The 18903-nt window shown below is 36.5% G+C and carries 20 protein-coding genes; 7 read left to right on the forward strand and 13 right to left on the reverse strand.

The features are described 5' to 3' along the window. Positions 1–161 precede the first annotated feature (161 nt). Positions 162–923, forward strand: a complete 762-nt coding sequence (dapB, locus tag CSUIS19073_RS01295; RefSeq protein WP_086236956.1) for a 4-hydroxy-tetrahydrodipicolinate reductase — start codon at positions 162–164, stop codon at positions 921–923. Position 924: 1 nt separating this feature from the next. Then, a complete protein-coding gene (gene purF, locus CSUIS19073_RS01300; protein WP_086236957.1) occupies positions 925–2265 on the forward strand; it encodes an amidophosphoribosyltransferase in 1341 nt (446 codons plus the stop codon). Between the two features lie 39 nt (positions 2266–2304). Here the strand turns inward: purF and CSUIS19073_RS01305 are convergent, their stop codons facing one another. Then, the gene (locus CSUIS19073_RS01305; RefSeq protein ID WP_086236958.1) at positions 2305–3642 is read right to left on the reverse strand and encodes an acetyl-CoA carboxylase biotin carboxylase subunit; all 1338 of its coding nucleotides are present in this window, start codon (positions 3640–3642) and stop codon (positions 2305–2307) included. Further along, positions 3639–4085 carry an acetyl-CoA carboxylase biotin carboxyl carrier protein gene (gene accB / locus CSUIS19073_RS01310; RefSeq protein ID WP_086242374.1) on the reverse strand — a complete coding sequence of 149 codons (447 nt, stop codon included), beginning with the start codon at positions 4083–4085 and terminating at the stop codon, positions 3639–3641. Before accB ends, CSUIS19073_RS01305 begins: the two co-directional genes overlap by 4 nt. A 121-nt stretch (positions 4086–4206) precedes the next feature. On the opposite strand from accB, the gene dcd reads away from it, so the two are divergent. Continuing rightward, positions 4207–4767 (forward strand): dCTP deaminase, encoded by a 561-nt coding sequence (gene dcd, locus CSUIS19073_RS01315; RefSeq protein WP_086242373.1) that lies wholly within the window; start codon positions 4207–4209, stop codon positions 4765–4767. A gap of 9 nt (positions 4768–4776) precedes the next feature. Further along, on the forward strand, positions 4777–5901 hold the full coding sequence (gene pseC, locus CSUIS19073_RS01320; protein WP_086242372.1) for a UDP-4-amino-4,6-dideoxy-N-acetyl-beta-L-altrosamine transaminase: 1125 nt from the start codon (positions 4777–4779) through the stop codon (positions 5899–5901). A gap of 39 nt (positions 5902–5940) precedes the next feature. On the opposite strand, the gene CSUIS19073_RS01325 is transcribed toward pseC, so the two are convergent. Genes CSUIS19073_RS01325 through rho form a run of 7 tightly spaced genes read right to left on the reverse strand, consistent with a single transcriptional unit; the run spans position 5941 to position 12625 of the window. Beyond that, entirely contained in the window at positions 5941–6510 is a 570-nt protein-coding gene (locus CSUIS19073_RS01325; protein WP_086242371.1) for a ComF family protein, read from the reverse strand. Next, on the reverse strand, positions 6510–7037 hold the full coding sequence (locus CSUIS19073_RS01330; protein WP_086236963.1) for a hypothetical protein: 528 nt from the start codon (positions 7035–7037) through the stop codon (positions 6510–6512). The genes CSUIS19073_RS01325 and CSUIS19073_RS01330 overlap by 1 nt, the downstream gene beginning before the upstream one ends. 10 nt (positions 7038–7047) lie before the next feature. Further along, positions 7048–7707 (reverse strand): hypothetical protein, encoded by a 660-nt coding sequence (locus tag CSUIS19073_RS01335; RefSeq protein WP_086242370.1) that lies wholly within the window; start codon positions 7705–7707, stop codon positions 7048–7050. After that, positions 7704–7910, reverse strand: a complete 207-nt coding sequence (locus tag CSUIS19073_RS01340; protein ID WP_086236965.1) for a 2-hydroxymuconate tautomerase family protein — start codon at positions 7908–7910, stop codon at positions 7704–7706. Before CSUIS19073_RS01340 ends, CSUIS19073_RS01335 begins: the two co-directional genes overlap by 4 nt. Before the next feature lie 46 nt (positions 7911–7956). Next, positions 7957–9747, reverse strand: coding sequence for a translation elongation factor 4 (gene lepA, locus CSUIS19073_RS01345; protein ID WP_086242369.1), 1791 nt, complete (start codon positions 9745–9747; stop codon positions 7957–7959). A gap of 7 nt (positions 9748–9754) precedes the next feature. Continuing rightward, the gene (locus CSUIS19073_RS01350; RefSeq protein ID WP_086242368.1) at positions 9755–11299 is read right to left on the reverse strand and encodes a DNA polymerase III subunit gamma/tau; all 1545 of its coding nucleotides are present in this window, start codon (positions 11297–11299) and stop codon (positions 9755–9757) included. Positions 11300–11308: 9 nt separating this feature from the next. After that, complete coding sequence (gene rho, locus CSUIS19073_RS01355; RefSeq protein ID WP_086236968.1) at positions 11309–12625, reverse strand: transcription termination factor Rho; 1317 nt, start codon at positions 12623–12625, stop codon at positions 11309–11311. A 241-nt stretch (positions 12626–12866) separates the two neighbouring features. On the opposite strand from rho, the gene CSUIS19073_RS01360 reads away from it, so the two are divergent. Genes CSUIS19073_RS01360 through CSUIS19073_RS01370 form a run of 3 tightly spaced genes read left to right on the forward strand, consistent with a single transcriptional unit; the run spans position 12867 to position 15505 of the window. Then, complete coding sequence (locus CSUIS19073_RS01360) at positions 12867–13799, forward strand: aspartate carbamoyltransferase catalytic subunit (RefSeq protein WP_086242367.1); 933 nt, start codon at positions 12867–12869, stop codon at positions 13797–13799. After that, entirely contained in the window at positions 13799–15079 is a 1281-nt protein-coding gene (locus CSUIS19073_RS01365) for a dihydroorotase (protein WP_086242366.1), read from the forward strand. The genes CSUIS19073_RS01360 and CSUIS19073_RS01365 overlap by 1 nt, the downstream gene beginning before the upstream one ends. Then, the gene (locus CSUIS19073_RS01370) at positions 15080–15505 is read left to right on the forward strand and encodes a type II secretion system protein (RefSeq protein ID WP_086242365.1); all 426 of its coding nucleotides are present in this window, start codon (positions 15080–15082) and stop codon (positions 15503–15505) included. A 36-nt stretch (positions 15506–15541) separates the two neighbouring features. On the opposite strand, the gene flhB is transcribed toward CSUIS19073_RS01370, so the two are convergent. From flhB to CSUIS19073_RS01390, 4 genes are read right to left on the reverse strand one after another with little or no spacing between them, the layout of a single operon-like run. Then, positions 15542–16618, reverse strand: a complete 1077-nt coding sequence (flhB, locus tag CSUIS19073_RS01375) for a flagellar biosynthesis protein FlhB (RefSeq protein WP_086236972.1) — start codon at positions 16616–16618, stop codon at positions 15542–15544. Positions 16619–16627: 9 nt separating this feature from the next. Next, positions 16628–17761, reverse strand: a complete 1134-nt coding sequence (gene nspC, locus CSUIS19073_RS01380; protein ID WP_086242364.1) for a carboxynorspermidine decarboxylase — start codon at positions 17759–17761, stop codon at positions 16628–16630. Positions 17762–17813: 52 nt separating this feature from the next. Next, on the reverse strand, positions 17814–18359 hold the full coding sequence (gene pth, locus CSUIS19073_RS01385; RefSeq protein WP_086242363.1) for an aminoacyl-tRNA hydrolase: 546 nt from the start codon (positions 18357–18359) through the stop codon (positions 17814–17816). Then, on the reverse strand, positions 18359–18895 hold the full coding sequence (locus tag CSUIS19073_RS01390) for a 50S ribosomal protein L25/general stress protein Ctc (RefSeq protein WP_086236975.1): 537 nt from the start codon (positions 18893–18895) through the stop codon (positions 18359–18361). The genes pth and CSUIS19073_RS01390 overlap by 1 nt, the downstream gene beginning before the upstream one ends. Between the last annotated feature and the right edge of the window lie 8 nt (positions 18896–18903).

The raw sequence follows: 18903 nt of genomic DNA on the forward strand, positions 1-18903 counted from the left end.
CCCCCCCCCATTAATCTAAGCTTAAATTTTTATAATAAATAAAAAATAATTTAAAAAATAAAAAATCAATAATAAAATTTCAAATACTTCAACTTATAAATTTGCTATTTTTATCTTTTTTTGGCTAAAATAAAATCTCAATTTATCCAAAAAGGGCGATGATGATTCATATAGGTTTGCACGGAGCAAGTGGCAAAATGGGAAGCGAGATAATCGCAAATTTAAAAGGGCTTAATAACGCTAAATTATCAGTAGCATACACTATAGAGCCTATGAGCGTAGATGATGGCGTGATAGTTACTGATAAATATAATGTTTTATTTGATAATAGCGATGTGGTTATTGATTTTAGTATAGCAAGTGCTTCTATAAATTTGATAAATTACGCTAGGACAAATCCAAAGCCACTAGTGATTGGCACTACTGGATTGGGCGATGAGGGTATGGAGCTAATCAAACTTGCAAGCTCCACAATGCCAATACTTCAAGCTACAAATATGAGCCTAGGTATAGCGGTGCTAAATCGCCTAACACAGATGGCTAGTAGGGTGCTAAGCGAATTTGATATAGAGATTGTCGAGATGCACCATCGCAATAAAATAGACGCACCAAGTGGCACTGCCTTGACCCTTGGGGAGCATGCAGCAAAGGGTAGAAATCTAAATTTATCTAATGTAAGAGTAAGCGGTCGTGATGGGATAGTTGGAGCTAGAAGTAAAGATGAGATAGCCATAATGGCACTTCGTGGCGGCGATATTGTGGGTAGGCATAGGGTTGGATTTTATAACGATGGGGAGTATATCGAGCTAAATCACACTGCTACTAGTAGAGCTACATTTGCTAAAGGTGCGATAAAAGCTGGAATTTGGCTAGCGGATAAAGAGCCAAAACTATACACAATCTATGATGCTTTAGGGATATAAAATGTGTGCGATAGTAGGAGTGGTAAATTCAAAAGATGCTGCTAAAACCGCTTATTATGGGCTATTTTCTATGCAGCATAGAGGGCAAGAGGCAAGTGGGATTAGCTCAAGTTATAATCACCAAATCAAAACTATTAAAAATAGAGGTTTGGTAACTGAAGTTTTTAGTAGCGATAGCTTTGAGATATTACAAGGGCAGATGGCTATAGGGCATAATAGATATTCAACCGCTGGTAGCGATAGCGTGCTAGATGCTCAGCCAGTCAGTGCGAAATACTCTTTGGGCGAGATTAGTATAGTTCATAATGGAAATTTGATTAATAAATATGAAGTTAGGGAGCGTTTGATTGAAGATGGTGCGATATTTCAATCAAATATGGATACAGAAAATATCTTACATTTAATCGCTAAGAGTAAAAAAGAGAATTTACAAGATCGCATTATAGAGGCTTTGAGGCAGATTGTCGGGGCGTATTGCTTACTGATTTTGAGCCGTTCTAAAATGTTTGTAGTGCGTGATCCATATGGGATAAGACCCCTTAGCATCGGTAGATTAAAAGATGGTGGATATATAGTAGCTAGTGAGAGCTGTGCCTTTGATCTAGTGGGTGCTACATTTGTGCGTGATGTGGCTCCTGGGGAGATGATTATCTTTGAAGAGGGTAAGAGTGCGTTTAAGAGTATTGAGCTATTTGAGCCAAAAGATCCTAGAATTTGCGCATTTGAATATATATATTTTGCTCGTCCTGATAGCATAATAGATGGCAAAAATGTCTATGAGATTAGGAAAAAACTAGGTGAAATTTTAGCCGATAAATCAACCTGTAAGTCTGATTTTGTCATTCCGGTGCCTGATTCTGGTGTGCCAGCGGCCTTAGGATATGCAGCTAGGAGTAAAATTCCATTTGAGATGGCAATAGTTAGAAATCACTATGTGGGTAGGACTTTTATAGAGCCAACTCAAGAGATGAGAAATCTTAAGGTTAAATTAAAATTAAACCCTATGAGTAGCGTTTTAAAAGGTAAAAGCATTGTGGTTATAGATGATAGCATTGTGCGTGGGACAACTAGCAAGAAGATTGTAGAGCTTTTACGCAATGCTGGAGCTAGAGAAATTCATATGAAAATCGCCGCTCCAGAGATCAAGCACCCTTGTAGATATGGCATTGATACTCCAAGCTATGAAGAGCTCATTAGCGCTAGAATGGACGCTATGGATGTTTGTAAATTTATTGGTGCTGATAGTTTGGAGTTTTTAAGCATTGATGAGCTAACTAGCGGTCTAGGAAATGAGCGTAAATATTCGCTTGTAAGCTTTGATGGGGATTATTTTGTAAGTTAGCTTTAAAGTAAATTTGGCTATCTCTAGCCAAATTTGTAATTAATGCTTTGATAGATAGTTAGTATCATACAAGTTATTTACGAAGTCATCATTATTCATCATACCTATATGAAAATCTTTAGTTGTTTTAATACCTTGGATAATTAACTCATCTAAAGCAACCTTCATCTTAGCAATAGCTTTATCTCTATTAGCATCATAAACTATTAGCTTACCTATCATACTATCATAATATGGTGGGACGCTATACCCTTCATAAATATGGCTATCCATTCTGACATTTCTACCGCCAGGGGCTACATATTTTGTGATTTTACCAGGATTTGGAGTAAAACTCTTTGGATCTTCAGCAGTTATCCTACACTCTATAGCATGACCGCTTAGTTTAATATCCTTTTGGTCTAAGAGCTTCTCGCCTTGGGCTATGCGGATCATCCACTCTATAAGGTCTAGCCCACTACACATCTCGCTTACGCAATGCTCGACTTGAAGTCTTGTATTCATCTCAATAAAATAGAATTTATTATCCTTTTGATCATATAAAAATTCAAATGTCCCAGCACCAGCATATCCGATAGCCTTAGCCGCTTTTACTGCTGTTTGGTGTAATTCATCTCTAGTTTTTTCATCTAAAATTATAGCTGGGCTCTCTTCTATTAATTTTTGGTGGCGGCGTTGCATTGAGCAATCCCTTTCGCCTACATGGACTACATTACCATACTCATCGCCTAGGACTTGAACCTCTATATGGCGAGGATTTGAGATATATTTTTCCATATACATTGTGCCATCACCAAAAGCACTCATAGCCTCACTTTCAGCTGACCAAAAGTTTTTTTCTAAATCCTCTTCTTTTTCTACCACTCTCATACCGCGACCGCCACCACCTGCGGCTGCTTTTATGATAACTGGATAGCCGATTTGAGCGGCTAATTTCTTAGCTGTTTCTATATCTTTTATCGCACCATCACTACCTGGAACAACTGGAATTCCAGCTCTCATCATAACTTGCTTAGCTTTGCTCTTATCACTCATTAAAGCCATAGCTTCCACGCTTGGGCCGATAAATTTGATATTGTGCTTATCACAAATTTCTACGAAATTTTGATTTTCGCTTAAAAATCCATACCCTGGAAATATCGCATCAGCCTCGCTAATCTCACACGCTGTGATAATAGCTGGAATGTGTAAATAGCTCTCGCTACTTCTAGCCCCACCTATACAGATACTAGCATCAGCGTATTTGACATAAAGGGCGTCCTTATCAGCTGTAGAATGCACCACAACTGCCTCTTTACCCATCTCTTGTATAGTTCGAAGTGCTCTAAGAGCTATCTCTCCACGATTTGCTATTAAGATTCGCTTAATCTCTCTCATAGTTTCTCAACCTCAAATAGCGCCATGCCAAATTCCACTGGCTGACCATCTGCGATTAAAGCCTTTATAATCCTGCAATCAAACTCCGCTTCAATCTCATTCATAATTTTCATAGCTTCTATAATGCCGATAATATCGCCTTTTCTAACTGTTTGACCTACTTTTACAAAACTTGGCGCACCTGGGCTTGGAGCTATATAAAATGTGCCTACCATCGGTGCATTTAGGGTATCTGTGGCTGATGTGGTTACTGTTTTTTCATTTACTACCACATTAATTGGTGCTGGTGCTGGGATTGGAGGACAAACTGGAGCTGGAGCTACTTGTTCGCAAGGTTCATATTTTTCTAATTCAATTGCAAAATCGCCATTTTTAATTTTGATTTTATTAATGCTTGTCTCATCAAAAAAGCTCATAAGCTCTTTAATTTCGTCTTTTGTCATAAATTCTCCTTAAATTGAGTAAAATCTCATAATTTTACCTAAAATATATAAATAATAAGCTAAACTTTAGTTTAAAGTAGAAATTGATATAATGTAGTGATTTAAATTTCAAAGGAAAATTATGGGTTTAAAAAGCGATAAATGGATACGCCAAATGAGTTTAGATCACAAGATGATAACGCCATTTTGTGAAGAGAATATAGGTCGTGGAGTCGTAAGCTACGGGCTTTCAAGCTATGGGTATGATATTAGAGTTGGTAATGAGTTTAAAATTTTTACAAATGTGGGTGGGACTGTGGTAGATCCAAAAAATTTTGATGAGAAAAATGTGGTGGATTTCGTAGGAGATATCTGCATTGTGCCTCCAAATTCATTTGCGTTAGCTAGGACTGTGGAGTATTTTATAATGCCTAGGGATACTCTAGCTATATGCCTTGGCAAAAGCACATATGCAAGGTGCGGAATAATAGTGAATGTAACCCCATTTGAGCCTGGATTTGAAGGTTATATCACGATAGAAATTTCAAATACAACCCCACTTCCAGCTAAAATTTACGCCAATGAAGGGATAGCTCAAGTGCTATTTTTACAAGGAGATGAGATTTGTGAGGTAAGCTACGCTGATAAAAATGGCAAATATCAATCCCAAACAGGAATAACCCTACCAAGAATATTACAATAAGGGCTTAAAATGATGGTTTATAGCAGACAAAAGATAGATGATGATGATATACAAGCTGTGGTAGAAGCACTAAAGAGCGATATGCTTACTTGCGGTAATAGAGTGAGTGAATTTGAAAGTGCTTTGTGTGAGCTTACTGGGGCGAAATTTGCTGTGGCGATGAACTCAGCTACTTCAGCGCTCCATGCTGGTTATATCGCACTTGGTGTGAATAAAAATGATGAAGTAATCACCACGCCAATTACCTTTGCGGCTACGGCAAATGCGGCTATAATGTGCGGAGCAAATGTCAAATTCGCTGACATTTTACCAAATGGAAATATAGACCCAAAATCTATAAAACCTTTGATAAATGATAAAACAAAGGTTATTACCGCGGTTGATTTTGGTGGTTATCCAGCGGATATAGATGAGATTAAAAATTTGACTAAAAATAGCCAAATCAAAATCATCGATGATGCTAGTCATGCCTTAGGAAGTAGCCGTGATGGGAAGATGGTAGGGAATCTAGCCGATGTGAGTATATTTAGCTTTCATGCGATTAAGCCTATTACTACATTTGAAGGTGGGGCGCTGCTAACTAATGATGAAAATATCGCCACATCAACTAAACTCACACGCTCACATGGCATTATCAAAAAACAGGCTTGGAATATGGATATGATAAAGCTAGGATACAACTACCGCTTAAGCGATGTAGCGTGTGCTTTGGGGCTTAGTCAGATTAAAAAACTTGATAAATTTATAAATAGGAGATATGAAATTGCTAAGATATATGATGATGCTTTTAAAGGCTCAAAATATCTAAAAACTATAGAGATACCAAGTAATATAAGAAGTGCTAGACATCTATATCCAGTGCTTTTAAACTCAAATTTATGGTGCGTAAAAGAGGATATTTATAATGAGCTTCACGCTAGGGGAATTGGCGTGCAAGTCCATTATAAGCCAACTTATCAATTTAGCTTTTATAAGAATTTATATGGAGAGATTAGGCTTAATGGGGCTGAAGATTTCTATAGGGCTGAGCTTAGCTTGCCATGCCACCAGATGATGAGCGATGAAGACGCTAGATTTGTCGTATCAAATTTAAATGAAATAATGGAAAAATATAGGTCTAGATGTGCGATTTAACTAAATTTAGGATTAAACTAATCCTAAATTTAAACCGCCCTACTCTCTAGCGTCTGCTAAAACTAAGCCAAAAAGCACATTTATCCCAGCTTTTACTAATACCTTTTTAGCCTCTAGCATACTAGAGCCAGTAGTTATAATATCATCTACTAAGATTACGGGATACTTAATCTGCTTTAAAAGCTGAAATTTGCGTGGATTTTTACGGCGAAACTCTAGAGATTTTCCAGCATATTTGACTTCATTTGTAGCTCGTAAAGCTCTATAAATAGGGGATAATTCTGAATTTGATAGGGCTTTGGCTAAAATCGCAGTGTGAGAGTAGCCACTTTTTATATTATCATCAAGCGCTACTACTGCCACCTTACTCCCAAAGCTAAACTCACTAGCAAATTTAGCTAAACTAAGACTAGCCAAATGCGAAATAACAAAAGAGCCATGCAAATGGTGCTTAGTAGCTAGCAACTCCTTAATATCGCTATATTTATAAAAATAATATACCTTAAATCCATCTACTAATCTACAGCCTTGCTCATACTCGCTAAGTATATTTTGGCAATCTTTACATATCATTTTAAACGATATTTTAGCACATTTAAGGCATCGCATCAACTAGATAAAATAGCCTTGATACTAGCTTCTACCATATCTCTTAACATATCATTAATAAATGGCTCAAATGCCGATGGAATAGGAAGTGGAGTATATCGGCTTTGGGGTTGAGAGATTGTCTTAGTGATAACCTTATCGCCATTTTTAATCTTGATTATCACCTTACTTTGACCTTTTAAATTCTCCCCACTATAGCCACTTAGATTAGCACTAAATTGCACTATCTCTATATCCACGACAATCTCATCGCCATCGCCATTTTTTCCTAATGCTTGATTTAACGCTTTAGCAAAGCTATCTTCTAAGCTTTGAGAGAGTATCACACTATGCTCTACGCTCCCTTTAGAATCTGTAATGGTGGCTACTATACTTTTATTTGGTCTTGTGTCAGTTATGCTATTTATAAGCACTTTTTTATGTATATTCTCACTAGTAACACTATAATCTTTAAGTGTTAAAACCGAGCTAGAACTAGTACAACTTGCTAAAATCAAGATAAAAATAGCAAAAATAACCACTCTCATATCTTAACCTTTAGAAATTTGATACCTCTTGGGCTACTTTATTAGCCGATTGTTTGATAAGCAAATTCATAAACATATCAAAATCGGATGATTGACTAGCATTTAGGTCGCTCACACTCTGAGTTGTAGTGATTAATATCGTTCTTTTTTTATTTATATTTTTGATATTTAGCGTTCCTGATAGCTTGGAATTTAAATAGTTCGCCCCTGGGCTATATGCGCTTCTTATATCGGTAAAATCAAAATCCACTCTATAAGTATAAGGCGATTTGCTGCTATTTTCTACATAAATTCCACGAGATTTTAACTCAGTTGTTAACGCCGCGTAAAAAACTGAGGCGAAATTTTTATCAAATTTAACATTTTTGCCATTTATTTTAACAGATTTTTGCGAATCTGCTAAATCAACCACTTTGTGGATATAGACCTTTTTTAACGCTGCTGATGTATCGATAGTGCGGCTATTTTCACAACAATTAAGCGCTATATCGCTTCTATATAATCTACCATCTATAGTAGTCTCATAGCCCTTTTGTGAGCATGGTTCGCACTTGGTATTTATGCGAAATATCGTATCATAAGACTTCGCACTCTCTGTCCTAGCCGTGCTACTATTCATAGCACAACCACCAAAAATCATCGCCAAAACCAAAATCAAAATTTTTCTCATTTGCTCTCCCTTATAGATTTTATACTTTTAGCCCCTAAGCCGTAATTTTCCATATCTATCTCATCAATGATTACTACGGTGTTAGCTTTGTTTCTACCTAGAATTTGACTTACTAAATCCGTTACGCCCTCTATTAGCTTCGCTTTTTGCTCGGTTGTGGGTTCGCCATTTTCTTTAGTAACCCTAATATTAATATATGGCATTGCTCTCCTTAATCAAAATACTTAGCAAATTCCGTGCCATTTAAATTTAATCTATCTTAAGCACGCTTAAAAATGCCTCACTAGGCAAAGTAACCTTGCCAATAGCCTTCATACGCTTTTTACCCTCTTTTTGCTTTTCAAGGAGCTTTCTTTTGCGAGTTATATCGCCACCATAGCACTTTGCGGTTACATTTTTACCCATTGATTTGACTGTCTCTCTAGCAATTATCTTGCTACCTATACTTGCTTGGATAGCCACCTCAAAAAGCTGTCTTGGGACTATCTCCTTCATTGCTTTTACAAAGTCTCTACCCTTGCTCATCGCCTTTTCTTCAGGAACTATGATGGAGAGAGCATCGACTGTCTCGCCAGCTACTTTTATATCTAGTTTAACTAAATTTCCAACCCTATACTCGCCTAGCTCATAATCAAAACTAGCATAGCCTTTTGTAGCACTCTTTAGCTTATCATAAAAGTCCATAACTATCTCATTCATCGGTATATCATACTCTAAAAGAACTCTTGAAGTGGTGATATAATCCATCTTAGTTTGGATAGCACGGCGTGAATTTAAAAGAGTGATGATATTGCCTAAAAACTCACTTGGAGTGATAATAGTAGCCTTGACATATGGCTCTTTTATATGCTCTATTTTATTAGTTGGCGGCAGTTCGCTTGGATTTTGGATATTTAGCGTAGTCCCATCAGTGCATACTACTTGATAGGTTACAGTCGGAGCTGTGGCTATGAGATCAAGATTAAACTCACGCTCTAATCTCTCCTTTACCACCTCCATATGAAGTAAGCCCAAAAATCCAACTCTAAAGCCAAAGCCAAGAGCTGCTGAAGTCTCTGGCTCATAACTTATAGAGCTATCATTTAATTTAAGCTTATCTAAAGCATCCCTTAAATCTTCAAATTTATCTGTATCTATAGGATATAATCCAGCAAATACAAACGGCTTAGCCTTCTCAAATCCACCTATTGGCTCTGTGGCTCTATTTTTAGCTAGTGTGATGGTATCGCCCACACTCACACTTGCTACATCTTTTAGACCTAAAACCACTACCCCTACTTCTCCAGCTTTTAGCTCATCTGTTTTAATAGGTAAAACTGGATTTGGATACATCAGATCTAAAACAATATGCTTTTTATCTGTTCCCATCACATAGACTTCATCGCCCTTTTTAACGCTTCCATCATAGACCCTTACAAGAGCCAAAGCACCTAAATAATTATCAAACCAACTATCGTAAATTAACGCTTTTAATGGCAAATTCAAATCCGCCTTTGGTGGTGGAATTTTGCGAATTATAGTTTCTATTAGCTCTTTTATCCCAACTCCGCTTTTTGCACTCACCTCTAAAGCATTAGAGCAATCAAGCCCAATTATATGCTCTATCTCATTTTTTACTCGTTCAGGATCAGCTGCTGGGAGGTCTATTTTATTTATAACTGGAATAATTTCAAGATTATTTTCTAAAGCTATATAAACATTTGCTATAGTTTGAGCCTCAACGCCTTGAGAAGCATCAACTACAAGAAGTGCCCCTTCACAACTTGCTAAGCTTCTACTAACTTCATAGCTAAAATCCACATGCCCTGGAGTATCAATTAAATTTAAAATATAATGCTCGCCATCAAGGGTATAGCTAAGCCTTACAGATTGTGCTTTTATGGTAATTCCACGCTCTTTTTCTATATCCATTGTATCCATTACTTGAGAGCTCATAGATCTCTCATCTACAGCACCACACTGGCTAATAATGCGATCAGCTAGAGTGCTTTTACCATGATCTATATGGGCTATAATGCTAAAATTTCTTATATTTTTCATAATATTCCTAACTATTTGATATAATTTCTGGCTCCCCAAATAGCCGTTTTAACTCTTTTAAATTTATCTCTTCTTGGCTTAATGATGATTTTAAACTCAACACACCACTTGGCTCATTAATGGCTTTTGGCTCACTATTTTGCGTTTTTGGCTTGTTAATTTGCTGGGTTATTGGTGGCATTGGGGCACGACTTAAAGCGCCAATCTCTTTTGGGACAACTTTTTGCACATTGAGCTTTATAGAGTCTCCATAAGACGCCTTAACAGCTGGTAAAATCACATCATTATAGTGCTTTCTAGCAAGATCCAGCTGCTCATTACTCATAGCAAATTCAAGCGTCAAAACGCCATTTTCTAAACCTTTTAAACTAACGCACTCATCAAATAAAATACCCAAATCATAGCTTTTATCATATAAAAAATCTACAAAATTTTGATAATCACTCTTTGGCTGGATTGGAGTAGATCTATTTTGTGGCTCTAAATTTGGAGTTATGGGCTTATTTTTTAGCTCCGTTATAGCATCATCTATACTTCTTAGATTAAATGCTTCAACCATCATAAATAAGGTGATAAATAGCACAAATTCAGGATCTGCTAGATTGCTTAGCATTGATTTTGCTTCGCTTAAAATTCTAAAAAATCTCTCAAATATAAGCAAAGAGTATTGGCTATTTTGATGGATAAATTTATATTTTAAATTCTCTATTAACTCATCAATTATCGAGCTAGAATCATAATTTTGTAACTCATTTAAAAGCTTTAAAAGCTCATTTTTATCCCTTGAATTTACCACAGCAAATATCTCATCAATCTTATCTGGATCAAGTAGCCCTAGCATATCTACAATGACCTTGTGTGTAAGCTTTTCGTGTGAATAAATAATCGCTTGATCAAGCAAGGTAAGAGTATCTCTAAGGCTCCCACCGCCACTTCTAGCTAATACTTCTAAGGCTCTTTCTTCAAATTCAATTCCCTCTTTATTTAGTATAAATTCTAAATGCTTAACCACACTAGCTTTAGCTATAGAGTGAAATCTAAAGTGCTGAGTGCGTGATAAAACAGTAGCTGGAAGTTTGAGCGGATCAGTAGTCGCTAGGATAAATTTAACATAATCAGGTGGCTCTTCAAGCGTCTTTAAAAGTGCATTAAAAGCCTCTTTGGTTAGCATATGCACCTCATCGATGATAAATATCTTAAATCTAGCACTACTTGGAGAGTATTTAGTCTGCTCGATTAACTCCCTAATATCATCGATTTTACGATGGCTTGCTGCATCCATCTCTATAATATCCATATGGCGATTCTCATTAGCCATAATACAATTTGGACAAACTTCACACGGATGAGCACTTATACCATTTTGACATATTAAAGCCTTAGCAAATATCCTAGCACTACTGGTTTTACCACTTCCCCTAAGCCCAGAAAATAGATACGCATGTCCTAATCTATTGGTCTCTAGAGCGTGGGTTAATGTATTTGCCACCACATCTTGACCGATTAACTCATCAAAGCTCTTTGGGCGATATTTAAGTGCTAAAGCTTTCAAATTCACTCCTTATTCGTTCATTATACCCAAAAGCTCTTTATTGTTTTTGGTTTTTAGCATTTTAGAGTATAGGAATTTAAGAGCCTCTATATCATCCATCGTAGCTATAATATTTCTTATAGCCCAGATTTTGCCTAAATCATCGCTACCTTGTAGTAGTTCATCTTTTCTAGTGCCTGATTTGAGTATATTTACAGCTGGGTAAATTCTGCGATCTGAAATGGTGCGATCTAGTATAATCTCACTATTACCAGTGCCTTTAAACTCTTCAAATATCACATCATCCATTCTAGAGCCCGTATCTATCAATGCGGTTGCTACTATGGTTAGACTTCCGCCATTTTCTATATTTCTAGCTGCACCAAAAAATCTCTTTGGTTTATGCAATGCATTTGCATCCACGCCACCGCTTAAAACCTTACCGCTACTTGGGGTTACTGTGTTATACGCCCTAGCAAGGCGAGTAATGCTATCAAGCAATATCACTACATCTTTTCCCATCTCTACTAGTCTTTTAGCCTTTTCTATCACCAATTCAGCCACCCTTACATGATTTGACGCTGGCAAGTCAAATGTAGAGCTAAATACCTCACCACGCACACTGCGTTGCATATCTGTAACCTCTTCTGGCCTCTCATCTATTAAAAGCACTATTAACTCAACTTCTGGGTGATTTCTTGTAATTCCGTGAGCTAGCTCTTTCATAAGCTCAGTTTTACCTGTTCTAGGTGGGGCAACTATAAGCCCCCTTTGCCCCTTGCCTATCGGGGTGAAAAGATCAAGCACACGACCTGTAAGCTTCATTGGATCATATTCTAATTGAATTTTTTGATTTGGAAATAGCGGAGTTAGATTATCAAATAATGGGCGCTCTTTGGCTTCGGCTATGGATTTATAATTTATCGCTTCTATCTTTAAAAGAGCGTAATATTTCTCTTGTTCTCTTGGCTCTCTTACTTGTCCGGTTATGATATCACCGACTCTTAGGGCGAATTTTTTAATCTGGCTTAGGCTAACATATGTATCATTAGCAGAATCACTCAAATTCGCATCAGTAGAGCGTAAAAAGCCATATCCGCCCTCAACTATCTCTAAAATTCCAGTAAATAAGATAAATCCGCCTTGCTTGGTTTGGGCTTTTAAAATTTCAAATACTAGCTCTTGGCGACGAAATTCTCTAGGATTTTGCACACCTACTTCTTCAGCGATTGCTACTAAGCTATCTAAATCTTGAAGTCTAAGCTCTTCTATCTTATAGCCATCAACTGGCGTGTGTGTGCGTGTGTGTTGTTTTTTGGTTTGTTGGGTGGTTTCCTTGCTTTCCATTAGTCCTCTTTAGTCCTCTTAATATGTGAATAAATAGCGGTTACAACGAATAAAATTGTAGTTTAAAGTCTTAATTTTATACAAATTTTATTAAATTGTCAAGGCAAAATTTAAAAATAAAATTTATATATTTTTAATATAATTATTTTTATATTTTATATATCTTTAAATAAAAAAATTTTTTAATTATATTCATAATTAAGCCAAATAAAGATAAAATGCCACGCAAAAAGGAGAGAAAATGGCATACTCCAAAAAGGATCTAATCTCTACAAAAGATCTTAATAGCAATGATATATTTCAAATTTTAAATTTAGCCAAACATTATAAAAATCTAAATCTACAAAATGAGAAAAAATCCCCACTTTTAAAGGGCGTTACGGTTGTAAATTCATTCTTTGAAAACTCCACTAGAACTCGCACAAGCTTTGAAATCGCAGCCAAAAGGCTCTCAAGTGATGCTATTAATTTTACCGCTAGTAGCTCAAGCACCAATAAAGGAGAGACGCTAATTGATACAATCAAAAATATAGAATCTATGAAAACTGATATATTCATTATGCGTCATAGTAGCTCAGGTGCTGCTAAATTCGTAGCATCTCACACCCCAAGTTGCGTGATAAATGCCGGCGATGGATGTAATGAGCACCCTACTCAAGCTTTGCTTGATCTATTTACGATATATGAGAAATTTGGCTCATTTGATAACCTAGTTGTATCTATAATCGGCGATATAGCTCACTCTAGAGTAGCTAGGTCAAATATCTATGCTATGCAAACTTTAGGTATAAAAATTAAACTATTTGGCCCACCTCAAATGATGCAATATGCTAGCGTCTTTGGCTGTGAAATTTGTAAAGATATGGATGAGGCGGTGCGAGGTAGCGATGCGATTATAATGCTTAGAATTCAGCTTGAAAGAAGCGATGATGAGACGCCATTTCCTAGCATTAGAGAGTATAGTAGATATTTTGGATTAAGTAAAAATAGAATGAAACAAGCCAAAGATAACGCCATTATACTCCATCCAGGCCCTATAAATAGAGGCGTGGAGCTAAATAGCGATGTAGCTGATGATACTAGAATTTCTAATATCTTATCCCAAGTAGAAAATGGCGTGGCGATTAGAATGGCAATATTAGATATAGTATATAAAAATCTCAAAGGATTATAATGAGAACTTTGATTAAAAATGGAATGATAATCAACGCCAATGATAGTAAAAAGGCAAATGTATTAATAGAAAATGACAAGATAGTTGATATTACTCTAGATGAGCCAAAGGCTGATAATATCATTGATGCTAATGGCAAACTCATAATGCCTGGACTTATTGATATTCATGTGCATTTTAGAGATCCTGGATTTGAGTATAAAGATGATATTATAAGTGGTTCTGAAACTGCTGTAGCTGGGGGTATAACTGCTTGTTGCCCTATGGCAAATACAAATCCCGTAAATGATAACGCCACAATCACAAGAGATATGATAAAAAAGGCTAAAAAACGAGGCCTAATAGATTTAATGCCAATAGGAGCCATAACAAAGGGTATGAAAGGTGGCGGTATCACTGAGATGGGCGAGATGAGCGAGGCTGGATGCGTGGCATTTAGCGATGATGGGTTGCCAGTAAGCTCTAGTGATGTTATGCGAGCTGCGCTTGAGTATTCAGCATTTCATGGCTCATTTATTATAAACCACTCTCAAGATTGCTCACTATGTAGAAATGGACATATGAATGAGGGGTTAATGTCTATGAAACTAGGCATAAAAGGTATGCCAAGAGAGCAAGAGGAGATTATGATAAGCCGCGATATGCTCCTAGCTAAGCTAACTGGCGGACATATTCACATAGCTCATGTAAGTAGCGGATGGAGCTTAAAGCTCATCGAAACTGCCAAAAAAGAGGGTATAAATATAACTTGTGAAGTCTGTCCGCACCACTTTACATTTGATGATAGCTACCTTGAAGGCTATGATACAAACTACAAAATGTCTCCACCACTTCGCACTAAAGATGATGTCAAGGCGATGAGAGAGGGGCTAAGAAATGGTATAATAGATATAATCTGCACAGATCACGCCCCACACCATTTAGATGAGAAAGAGAGGGAATTTGATAAGGCTCCATTTGGAATTTTAGGTCTTCAAACCTTAATCCCGCTTACTTTAAATTTAGTTAGAGATGGAGTGATAAGCTTAAATAAGATGGTAGAGCTTACAAGCCTAAATCCAGCTAAGCTATTAAAACTTAATGATAGGGGCAAAATCGAGATAGGATATTTGGCTGATATTGCTATAGTTGATCCTGAATTTGAGTATATTTATGATGAAAATTTAAATAAATCCAAATCCAAAAATTCGCCACTCCTAGGCAAAAAACTAAAAGGAGCCGCTATAAAAACTATAAAATCAGGAAAATTAGTATATGATTTTCCAAATGTGGTGGTGTGAATGAGAAGTGCATTTACTATGATTGAGCTGGTTTTTGTGATTGTGGTGCTAGGGATTTTAGCTAGTATTGCTGTGCCTAAATTTATAGCTACTAAAGATGACGCAAGTGCTATGGTCTCTGCTACTTTGCTAAAAGATACCATTGTTCAACTAACAGCATACTATACGATAAATGGCAAACTTCCATCTGGTGAGCTAAAATCTCAAAGCAATTTAGATAAACTAGCCCCAACTTACAAAAAATCATATGATAAAAATGAAGCTTGGATAAGGTGCCTAAATATCACGCTTGCAAGCGATACTATTAGTGTTGATGATGCTAGTAATTCAAGCGAGCCATTATGCAAAACTTTAGTTAAAATCCCAGCTGTTAAGGATTGGATTGATAATAATATCACGCTAAGCGGTGGTGGAATATTTGATTAATAATCTGCTTAAATGGCTATAAATTTTAATAAATTTCTAGCCATTTAGCCTTTTGGCAAATTTACTCTTATTACCTAAATACACAAATGTCAGCACCTCAGCTACTGCTTTAAATAGATTAGCCGGAATTTGATCATCTACATCGCACAAGCGGTATAATTCACGAGCTAGTGGCGGATTTTCCACTATTTGCACCCCATGCTCAATCCCAATTTGCCTAATACGAAGTGCTAAATGATCTGCTCCCTTAGCTAATACAATAGGCGCAGACTCCTTATCCTTATCATAGCGGATCGCCACAGCATAGTGGGTTGGGTTTGTGATAATGGCATCGGCTGCTGGGATATTTTGCATCATACGCTTTTTGGCTGCTTGCATCTGTAACTGACGGATACGCCCCTTAACTCTAGGATCTCCATCCATCTGCTTATACTCATCTTTTACCTCTTGCTTAGACATTCTAAGCCCTTTGAAATATTGATACCTTACTATAAATATATCGGCAACTGCAATAATCAAAAAAAGCAATAGCATAATCCCTGCTAAAATAAACATCTTATCTCTAAGCCATACAAGCTGATCAAACATCGTATAAAACATCGTATAAGGAAGTTCTGTAATAAACTGCAAAAATACATAAAAAGCACAACCTAATATGGCTGAAACTTTGATTAAAATTTTTGCTGTTTCAACTGCCTTTTTAAGCGAAAAGAGATTTCCAAGACCTTTGATTGGATCAAGCTTAGAAAAATTTGGCATTAAAGGCTCAGTGGTAAAAATAAAACCAAACTGCATAACATTTGAGATAATCCCAGCAATCATCACGCAAATAAGCAAGGGCAAAAGTATAAGCAAACATTGAAAAATAGAGTGGATAACAATTTTAAAAAATAGCTCTCTAGTAAGTGGTGTGCCGATAAGATCTTGATAATATAGATATAAATTCATCACCCTATCGCCCATAAATCCCATCAAAGCAATAAGAGCTACGCACCCCACAAGCAAGGTGACAAATCCACTAACATCTTGGGATTTGGGGACATTTCCTTTATTTCTAGCATCCTCAATCTTTTTAGCGGTGGCCTCTTCGGTTTTTTCTTGATCGTCTGCCATCTAGCCTACTTAATTTCTATTAGCATAATCTTTATATCCAAATTCACGCCAAACTACCACATCACCGCTCTCATCAATCATAGCCAAGCTTGGGAGCTTAACGCCATTAAAAGTGGTATTTTTTACTATTGTGTAGTGAATTTGATCTTCAAAAATTATCTTATCACCAATATTTATAGGATTATCAAATTTATAAATTGGATCCCCAGCTTCAGCTCCGACAATATCCCCAGCTAAGCAAGTTGCCCCGCCAAATCTATAGCTAAATTTGCCATTTTGGCTCTCATTTCTAATCTTTGGGCGATATGGCATTAAAATAGTATCTGGCATATGGCACTCAGCTGAAGCATCTATAATACAAATTTTTTGCTCATTATCAACTATATCTAGCACAGTTGCAATCAAAAATCCACACTCCCAGCCCACAGCTTCACCAGGCTCGATATAGACTCTAACATTATACTTTTTAGAAAAATTCTTAATAAGCCTAATAAGCAATTCTACATCATAACCAGCCTTTGTGATATGATGACCGCCTCCAAAATTTACCCACTTCATATGCGGTAAAATCTTGCCAAACTGCTCTTCAAACGCCTTTAAAACCATCTCCAAGCTCTTAGCACTCTCTTCACAAAGTGCGTGAAAATGGAGCCCATCAATCCCATCTATATTATCAAATTCAAAATTCTCTCTAGTAATGCCCAATCTAGAAAATCTACCACACGGATTATACATATCAGTTGGACTAGCTGAGACATTTGGATTTACTCTTAGGCCTATACTTGCGTTGCTATTTTTAGCCTTTGAAGCAAAGCGTCTCCACTGGTTAAAACTATTAAAAACCACATGATTACTAATGCTTAGCACCTCATCGATCTCATCATCTTTAAAGGCTGGAGAGTATGTGTGTATCTCCTTAAAACCATGCTCTTTGGCATATTGAGCTTCGATTAAGCCACTACAAGTAGCACCACCTAATATAGATGAGGTAAGTGGCATACCAGGAGAAAATGCAAAACCTTTAAGAGCACAAAGCACCTTAGCTCCGCTTGTTTGAGCGACATAATTAAGCAGATTTAAATTTGATTGAAGTTTGCTCTTTTCACAGACATATGCTGGAGTTTTAATATCTTGTAATCTCATATTATTCCTAAATTTAATTGGGGTATTATATCAAATTTAGATTAAGATATTTTTAAGCCTTAAGTGTAAATTTAGATGAGATTGCCGCTATATCTTTTGAATTTACTAAAGCCAAAATAGCCTCTTTAGCATGAGATAATATCCCATCAAGCTTTTTCATCTCATCGCTATCAAACTTGCCTAAAACATAATCAATCACGCTTTTATCACTACGACCTATACCTATGCGGACTCTATCATAGCCATTGCCTATTAGCTTATCTATGGATTTGATGCCATTGTGGCCACCACTACTGCCACCATTTTTAAATCTCATCGCCCCAAAAGCTATATCAAGCTCATCATGAACGACAATAATCTGGCTAGGCTTATAAAAATCATTTACAGCTTTTAATGAGTTACCACTAGCATTCATATATGTAGATGGTTTAAGAAGGAGAAGGGAGCCTTTTTTATATAGCTCACCTTGAAATTTAGCTGAACTTACATCGCTATAACCGCCATCTTTAAGCATAAGGTCAATTAGCATAAATCCAACATTATGGCGAGTATTTTCATACTCTTTGCCAATATTGCCTAGCCCAGCTATTAGGGTCATTACTTAGCTTTTACTACACCTAAAACGGCTACACGACCCGCATCTATAATGCGAACATTTTGTGGAGCCTTAATATCACGAACTAATATTGTATCATCTATATCAAGTGGAGATACATCTACTTTAAAGCTATCTGGAAGGTCTTTGCCTTTACATTTGACTTTTAAACGCTTTTTAGATTGTAGTAAAACGCCTTTGTTTTTAATACCAGCTGGAGTGCCAACAGGAATAACTGGGACTAAATATTTTGATTCAACATCTGGTAAGACAACTTTTAAATCAACATGTTTTAAAATACTTGTTACTGGGTGTTTTTGATAATCAACCACTACAACATTATAGGTTTTACCACCTACACTTACATCAAATTTCAAACCGCTTTTAGCCTTTACAGCTTTGATAAAATCATTTACTTTAAAAGCAGCATTGATATTTTCAATACCTTTTGCGTAAATGTTGGCGATTAGATAACCATCTTTTCTAAGAGCTTTAGTGCTTCTTTTGTCAATACTCTCTCTAACAATGCCTTCTAACATTATCTTTC

This window comes from Campylobacter sp. RM19073 (assembly GCF_024723495.1).
Lineage (GTDB): Bacteria > Campylobacterota > Campylobacteria > Campylobacterales > Campylobacteraceae > Campylobacter > Campylobacter porcelli.

Bases quoted from the DNA above. Each gene is read 5' to 3' on its own strand.
- dapB (WP_086236956.1), top strand. From the start codon at position 162: ATGATTCATATAGGTTTGCACGGAGCAAGTGGCAAAATGGGAAGCGAG.
- purF (WP_086236957.1), top strand. From the start codon at position 925: ATGTGTGCGATAGTAGGAGTGGTAAATTCAAAAGATGCTGCTAAAACC.
- CSUIS19073_RS01305 (WP_086236958.1), bottom strand. From the start codon at position 3,642: ATGAGAGAGATTAAGCGAATCTTAATAGCAAATCGTGGAGAGATAGCT.
- accB (WP_086242374.1), bottom strand. From the start codon at position 4,085: ATGACAAAAGACGAAATTAAAGAGCTTATGAGCTTTTTTGATGAGACA.
- dcd (WP_086242373.1), top strand. From the start codon at position 4,207: ATGGGTTTAAAAAGCGATAAATGGATACGCCAAATGAGTTTAGATCAC.
- pseC (WP_086242372.1), top strand. From the start codon at position 4,777: ATGATGGTTTATAGCAGACAAAAGATAGATGATGATGATATACAAGCT.
- CSUIS19073_RS01325 (WP_086242371.1), bottom strand. From the start codon at position 6,510: ATGCGATGCCTTAAATGTGCTAAAATATCGTTTAAAATGATATGTAAA.
- CSUIS19073_RS01330 (WP_086236963.1), bottom strand. From the start codon at position 7,037: ATGAGAGTGGTTATTTTTGCTATTTTTATCTTGATTTTAGCAAGTTGT.
- CSUIS19073_RS01335 (WP_086242370.1), bottom strand. From the start codon at position 7,707: ATGAGAAAAATTTTGATTTTGGTTTTGGCGATGATTTTTGGTGGTTGT.
- CSUIS19073_RS01340 (WP_086236965.1), bottom strand. From the start codon at position 7,910: ATGCCATATATTAATATTAGGGTTACTAAAGAAAATGGCGAACCCACA.
- lepA (WP_086242369.1), bottom strand. From the start codon at position 9,747: ATGAAAAATATAAGAAATTTTAGCATTATAGCCCATATAGATCATGGT.
- rho (WP_086236968.1), bottom strand. From the start codon at position 12,625: ATGGAAAGCAAGGAAACCACCCAACAAACCAAAAAACAACACACACGC.
- CSUIS19073_RS01360 (WP_086242367.1), top strand. From the start codon at position 12,867: ATGGCATACTCCAAAAAGGATCTAATCTCTACAAAAGATCTTAATAGC.
- CSUIS19073_RS01365 (WP_086242366.1), top strand. From the start codon at position 13,799: ATGAGAACTTTGATTAAAAATGGAATGATAATCAACGCCAATGATAGT.
- CSUIS19073_RS01370 (WP_086242365.1), top strand. From the start codon at position 15,080: ATGAGAAGTGCATTTACTATGATTGAGCTGGTTTTTGTGATTGTGGTG.
- flhB (WP_086236972.1), bottom strand. From the start codon at position 16,618: ATGGCAGACGATCAAGAAAAAACCGAAGAGGCCACCGCTAAAAAGATT.
- nspC (WP_086242364.1), bottom strand. From the start codon at position 17,761: ATGAGATTACAAGATATTAAAACTCCAGCATATGTCTGTGAAAAGAGC.
- pth (WP_086242363.1), bottom strand. From the start codon at position 18,359: ATGACCCTAATAGCTGGGCTAGGCAATATTGGCAAAGAGTATGAAAAT.
- CSUIS19073_RS01390 (WP_086236975.1), bottom strand. From the start codon at position 18,895: ATGTTAGAAGGCATTGTTAGAGAGAGTATTGACAAAAGAAGCACTAAA.